This window comes from Nocardioides stalactiti (assembly GCF_014180715.1).
In the GTDB taxonomy this organism is placed as follows: Bacteria; Actinomycetota; Actinomycetes; order Propionibacteriales; family Nocardioidaceae; genus Nocardioides; species Nocardioides stalactiti.
On sequence record NZ_JACEFC010000179.1, the window covers coordinates 1 to 5,836 of the forward strand.

Sequence of the window (5,836 nt, forward strand, 5' to 3'; positions counted from 1 at the left end):
CGATCTCCTCGACCGAGGCCCCGTCCGACGGGAGTGCCAACGGGGGCACCGGGAGCTCGGCCTCAGCGAGCAGCCCGAGACCGATCCGGGAGGTGACGACGACGGTCAGCGCGGTCCGCTCGAGGACCGCCGCGACCGCCGGCGCGGCCTGCGGCATCGACTCCAGGTTGTCGAGGACCACTGTCTCGTCGCGGTCCGCCAGGGCGTCGAGCGGATCGCGTGCACCCCCGGCGGCGAGTGCGTCGGCGAGGTCGGCGTGGAGCCGCTCCTCGGTCATCGCCTCGGTCACCGGGAGGAAGACCACACCACGGCCGGCCGTGACCAGCTCGTGGGCGACGACCGTGGCGAGCCGCGACTTCCCGCTGCCTCCCATGCCCGTCAGGCTGACCAGCCGGGACGTCGCCAGCCGCTCGAGGACCTCGGCGACGAGGCCCTCGCGCCCGAAGGTGGCGGTCGTGAGGCGCGGGACGCGGGCGGCGAGACGCGGCGCCGTACCGGACGTCCCGGGTACGGCGTCCGCGGGCGCCTCGGCTGCGACGGCGGGCCGGACCGGCACGGCAAGGGTCGGGTCCTGCTGGAGGNGTCCTGCTGGAGGACTGCCAGCTCGAGCTGGCGCAGCGCCTGACTGGGGTCGATGCCGAGCTCCTCGGCGAGCTGGTCGCGCGCGCGACCGTAGGCGTGCAGCGCGTCGGCCTGTCGGTCGCTGCGGTAGAGCGCGGTCATCAGGTGTCCCCAGAACACCTCGCGGGTGGGGTGCAGGCGCACCAGCTCCTCCAGCTCGGCCACCAGCTCGGCGTGCGCCCCGAGCGCGAGACCGACCTCGATCCGCTGCTCGGTCCCCAGCAGCCGCAGCTCCTCGATCCGCGCGCCCTCGGCCGCGACGAACGGCAGGTCGGCCAGGTCGGCGAGGAACGGGCCCCGCCACAACGCCGACGCCTCCTCGTAGGCGCGCAGAGCTCCCGCCGGGTCACCGTCGCGGAGGCCCCGGGCCTTCGCCGTGAGCGCCTCGAAGCGGCCGATGTCGGTGTCGGCGACGTCGATGCGCAGCCGGTAGCCCGGCGCACGCGACTCGAGCGCGCCCTCCTGACCGGCCGCGGCGAGCACCTTGCGGAGCTTGGACACGAAGACCTGGAGGGTGGGCAGCGGGTTGGCCGGCGGCTCCTCACCCCAGATGGCGTCGACGAGCCGGTCGGTCGACACGACCTCCGGGGCCGCCAGCGCGGCGATGGCGACGACGGCGCGCTGCCGTGGTCCTCCCAGGGCGAGCGGCTCGCCACCGGCCGTGACCTCGAGCGGTCCGAGCAGCCTGACGTCCACGGGGCAACCGTAAGGGCGCGGCCGCGCCCTGTCCGGGGTTCGGTGGCCGCCTTTCGTTCTCCGGCCTACCGTGGTGCCGAGGAAACCGTGATGACCGACGACACCAGGGACCCCCACGACGCCGCCCGCGCGGCCGAGCGGCGTGCCGCGGAACGGGCCGCGGCCCGGGAGCGGATCGCGATGCAGCACACCTGGGTCGACCTGCAGGTCCAGCGCGCCATGGAGCGCGGCGACTTCGACGACCTGCCCGGCGCGGGCAAGCCGATCGAGGGACTCGGCGACAGCCACGACCCCGACTGGTGGGTGAAACGGCTCGTCGAGCGCGAGCGGATCACCGTCCTGCCGCCGGCCCTCCAGCTCCGCAAGGACGACGCCGAGCTGGACGCCGTCCTCGACCGGCTGGGCTCCGAGGACGAGGTCCGCACCCAGGTCGAGGACTTCAACGCCCGCGTGATCCGGGCCCGCTACACGCCCGTCGACGGTCCTCCGCTCATCACCATGCCGCGCGACGTCGAGGAGACGGTGGCCGCCTGGCGGTCGCGCCGAGCGGCCCGCCGCGCCGCCTTCAGGGCCACGGGAGCTGCCACGCCGCCCGGATCGCGGCGCAGATGGCGATGGCGTCGCCGCTGAGGAGCGCCTGAACGACGTGGTGCGTCTCGGGGAGACATGGGTCATACCGCTCCCAGGTGACCCGCCGGTAGGTTGTCATGACGTGACCCACAAGAGCGCCAAGGACTTCTTCCGCCCGCTCGCCGTCGGTGCGCCTGCGCCGCTTCGCGAGATCCCCGCCCGGCCGAGCCGCGCCATTCACTTCTTCGACCCGTCGAACGAGAAGATGGCCGCCAAGATCCCGGACATGGTCGGCACCGTCGATGTCCTGCTCGGCAACCTCGAGGACGCCGTCAAGGCCGACAACAAGGTCGCCGCGCGCGAGGGCCTGGTGAAGATCGCCCAGTCGACGGACTTCGGGCCGACGCAGCTGTGGACCCGGATCAACTCCCTCGACAGCCCGTGGGTGCTCGACGACCTCACCACGCTGGTCCCCGCCATCGGCGACAAGCTCGACGTGATCATGGTCCCGAAGGTCCAGGGCGCCGAGGACATCCACTACGTCGACCGGCTCCTCGCCCAGCTCGAGGCGAAGGCCGGCATCAGCAAGCCGATCCTCATCCACGCGATCCTCGAGACCGCCCGCGGCGTCGCCAACGTCGAGGAGATCTGCGGCGCCAGCCCGCGCATGCAGGGCCTCTCGCTCGGCCCGGCCGACCTCGCCGCCGACCGCAAGATGAAGACCACCCGTGTCGGTGGTGGCCACCCGGGCTACCTGGTGCGCGAGGACGCCCCCCGGGGCGATGACGGCCTGCCGGTCCTCGACGCGCAGCGTGCGATCTTCCAGCAGGACCTGTGGCACTACACGATCGCCAAGATGGTCGACGCCTGCGCGACCCACGGCATCTACCCGTACTACGGCCCGTTCGGCGACATCAAGGACACGGTCGCGTGCGAGGACCAGTTCCGCAACGCGTTCCTCCTCGGCTGCGTCGGCACCTGGTCGCTGCACCCGGTGCAGATCAAGATCGCGAACCGGGTCTTCTCCCCCTCCGTCGAGGACATCGCTCACGCCCGTCGGGTCGTCGCCGCGATGGGCGACGGCACCGGCGCGGTCATGATCGACGGCAAGATGGAGGACGACGCGTCCCTCAAGCAGTGCCTCGTGCTGGTCGAGCTCGCAGAGAAGCTGGCCGAGATCGACCCCGACCTCAAGGCGACGTACGACGCCATCCCCACCCCGGAGGCCTGACATGTCTCGCCCAGAGTCCACCGTCTTCAAGCCGCTGCGTTCGGTCCTCTACATGCCCAGCTCCAACGAGCGGGCGCTGGAGAAGGCCAAGACCATCGCCGCCGACGCGATCATCTTCGACCTCGAGGACGCCGTCGCCCCCGACGCCAAGCCGTCCGCCCGTGAGGCCGCGGCCGCTGCCGTGCAGTCGGGCGAGTACGGCCGCCGTCACCTGATCATCCGGGTCAACGGCATCGGCACCGAGTGGCACGACGACGACATCAAGGCGGCCGCTGCGGCCGGCCCGGACGTCGTCCTCGTCCCGAAGGTGAACTCCGCCGCCGAGGTGCAGCAGCTCGTCGCCGCCCTCGAGGCCGCCGGAGCCCCGGAGAAGACCACCCTGTGGGCGATGGTCGAGACGCCGATCGGGATGCTCAACGCGCTGTCGATCGCGCAGGCCTCCGACCGCCTCACCGGTTTCGTCATGGGCACCAACGACCTGGTCAAGGAGCTCTACGCCGAGCACGTGCCCGGCCGTCAGCCCGTGATCACCGGCCTCGGCCTCGCACTCCTCGCCGCTCGTGCCGCCGGCATCGTGATCATCGACGGCGTCTACAACGACGTGAAGAACCTCGACGGCTTCCTCGCCGAGGTCGAGCAGGGCCGCCAGATGGGCTTCGACGGCAAGACGCTGATCCACCCGGGTCAGGTCGAGGGCGCCAACGAGGGGTTCGCCCCCTCGGAGAAGGCCGTCGAGGACGCCCGCGGCCTCATCCAGGCCTGGGAGGACGGGAAGGGCTCCGGCGTCGTCACCTACAACGGCAAGATGGTCGAGAACCTGCACGTCGAGTCCGCCGAGCGCACCCTCTCCATCGCCGAGGCGATCGCGGCGCTGGAGGGCTGACCCCGCGCGCCCGACACGCCGGCAGACCAACGCGCCACACACTATTGCGCGAGCCACAGTAGTGTGCGACGCATGGACACCACCCAGCTGTTGCGCGGAGTGCTCGACCTCACCGTGCTCGCGGTCGTCGAGAAGGAGGACGGCTACGGCTACGACGTCCTCCGCCGGCTCCGGAGCGGCGGCCTCGACGACGTAGGCGACGCCTCCGTCTACGGCACGCTGCGCCGCCTCTACGCGGCTGGCGCGCTGACGTCGTACGTCGTCCCCTCCGACGAAGGACCGCACCGCAAGTACTACGGCATCACGCCCTCCGGCCGCGACCAGCTCGCCCGGCAGGCGAAGGAGTGGGCCGCCTTCGCCGACACCGTCTCGTCCCTTCTTCCCCGAGGAGCACGCGCATGAGCACCGACCCCACGCACACCCAGATCCTGGTCCGGCCCGAGGTGGCCGCCTTCGTCGACGAGGTACGGCGACGCCTGTCCGACCTCGACGACGAGACCCGCGACGACCTGACCGGAGGACTCGAGGCCGATCTCTCCGACCAGCTGGCCGACGGGACCCCCCTCGGCGAGCCGGACATCTATGCCGCCGAGCTCCGCGCTGCTGCCGGTCTGCCCGAGAGCGGACCGCGGCGGCTGCCCAGGCTCCCCGACCTCCGCGACCCGGCAGCGCTGCTGGACGCGTCCCGCACACGGTGGGCCTCGCTCGTGGAGCGCCACCGGGTCGCACCGGCGTGGGACGTCCTCGTCGCCCTCCGCCCCGCGTGGTGGGTGGCCCGCGCCTGGGTCGCGGTCACGTCGCTGGACATGGTCACGGGCACGTGGGAGCCGCTCACGCTCGTCCCCACGCTCGGAGCTCCGTACGTGGGCGAGGTCCTGCTGCTCGCGGCCGTCGCGATCAGCACCCTGATCGGGCTCGGCAAGCTGTGGCCCGGCTCCGGCCCGGACCGCACGCCCGCCAGCAGGACCGTCCTCGTGCTGCTCAACACGGCAGCCGTGCTCGCTCCCTTCACCTGGAGCGTGCCGTGGCCCGGTACCGAGGACCACACCACGGGCAACGCCTACAACACCGGATACCGCGAGGGCGCCCGCAGCGTGAGCGAGGACAGCCTGCGCCTCGACGGACGGCCGATCCGCAACCTCTTCGCCTACGACGTCCACGGTCGACCGATCGTCGCCGTCCAGCTGTTCGACCAGGACGGCGACCCGGTCGTCATCGACCCCCGGGCCAGCGCGCACGGGCGCGGGACCGCCCGGTCCGTCGGTTGCCCGGCCTACAACGGCGAGGTCCCGGCCTACAACGTCTTCCCCCTCGGCCAGCTCCAGCTCCGCCGCGGGACCTGCGCGGGGCTCGACGACCCCGACGCACTGAAGCCGGACCACCCCCTGGCCTCGGTGCCGCCCCTCGACTCCGTACCGTCTCCCCATGACCAGCCTGCTGATCCGCGCCGCACGCCTGGTCCCGGTCGAACCCGCTGACCGGCTCGGTCTCCAGCCCGTCGACGTGCTGGTCCGCGACGGGGTCGTCGCCGAGGTCGGACCGGGGCTCACCCGGCCGAGCGGGGTCGACGAGCACGACGCCGAGGGCCGCTGGCTGATGCCGGGACTGTGGGACAGCCACGTGCACCTCGGGCAGTGGACCCTCGCCCGGCAGCGCCTCGACACCAGCCGGGTGGGCTCGGTCGAGGAGGCCGTCGACCTGGTGGCCCACCAGGTGTCGGAGCGACCCGGCACCCCGGTGATCGGCTGGGGCCACCGGCCCGGCACCTGGGACCGCGAGCCGAGGGCCGCGGACCTCGACCTGGCGGCCGGGGTGACGCCCGTGGTGCTCGTCGC

7 protein-coding genes and 1 pseudogene are annotated in these 5,836 nt (G+C 72.5%); 6 read left to right on the forward strand and 2 right to left on the reverse strand.

The window, feature by feature from the left end; all coding sequences use genetic code 11:
• Together H0487_RS21415 and H0487_RS21420 are read right to left on the reverse strand one after the other, a co-directional pair.
• A pseudogene (locus H0487_RS21415) lies at positions 1–406 on the reverse strand (hypothetical protein); the annotation flags it as partial.
• On the reverse strand, positions 379–1,506 hold the full coding sequence (locus H0487_RS21420; RefSeq protein WP_446685587.1) for an AfsR/SARP family transcriptional regulator: 1,128 nt from the start codon (positions 1,504–1,506) through the stop codon (positions 379–381). The gene H0487_RS21420 and the pseudogene H0487_RS21415, both read right to left, overlap by 28 nt.
• Between H0487_RS21420 and H0487_RS21425 the strand changes: the two genes are divergently transcribed.
• The 6 genes from H0487_RS21425 to H0487_RS21450 all read left to right on the forward strand — a co-directional run.
• Complete coding sequence (locus H0487_RS21425) at positions 1,408–1,947, forward strand: DnaJ family domain-containing protein (RefSeq protein ID WP_183096251.1); 540 nt, start codon at positions 1,408–1,410, stop codon at positions 1,945–1,947. The two genes, H0487_RS21420 and H0487_RS21425, sit on opposite strands and share 99 nt — an antisense overlap.
• 82 nt (positions 1,948–2,029) lie before the next feature.
• On the forward strand, positions 2,030–3,118 hold the full coding sequence (locus H0487_RS21430) for an HpcH/HpaI aldolase/citrate lyase family protein (protein ID WP_183096252.1): 1,089 nt from the start codon (positions 2,030–2,032) through the stop codon (positions 3,116–3,118).
• 1 nt (position 3,119) lies between these two features.
• The gene (locus H0487_RS21435) at positions 3,120–4,001 is read left to right on the forward strand and encodes an HpcH/HpaI aldolase/citrate lyase family protein (protein WP_183096253.1); all 882 of its coding nucleotides are present in this window, start codon (positions 3,120–3,122) and stop codon (positions 3,999–4,001) included.
• 72 nt (positions 4,002–4,073) lie between these two features.
• On the forward strand, positions 4,074–4,403 hold the full coding sequence (locus H0487_RS21440; protein WP_183096254.1) for a PadR family transcriptional regulator: 330 nt from the start codon (positions 4,074–4,076) through the stop codon (positions 4,401–4,403).
• Entirely contained in the window at positions 4,400–5,479 is a 1,080-nt protein-coding gene (locus tag H0487_RS21445; RefSeq protein ID WP_183096255.1) for a hypothetical protein, read from the forward strand. Before H0487_RS21440 ends, H0487_RS21445 begins: the two co-directional genes overlap by 4 nt.
• On the forward strand, positions 5,427–5,836 hold a 410-nt coding region (locus H0487_RS21450; RefSeq protein ID WP_183096256.1), incomplete at its 3' end, for an amidohydrolase family protein. The genes H0487_RS21445 and H0487_RS21450, both read left to right, overlap by 53 nt.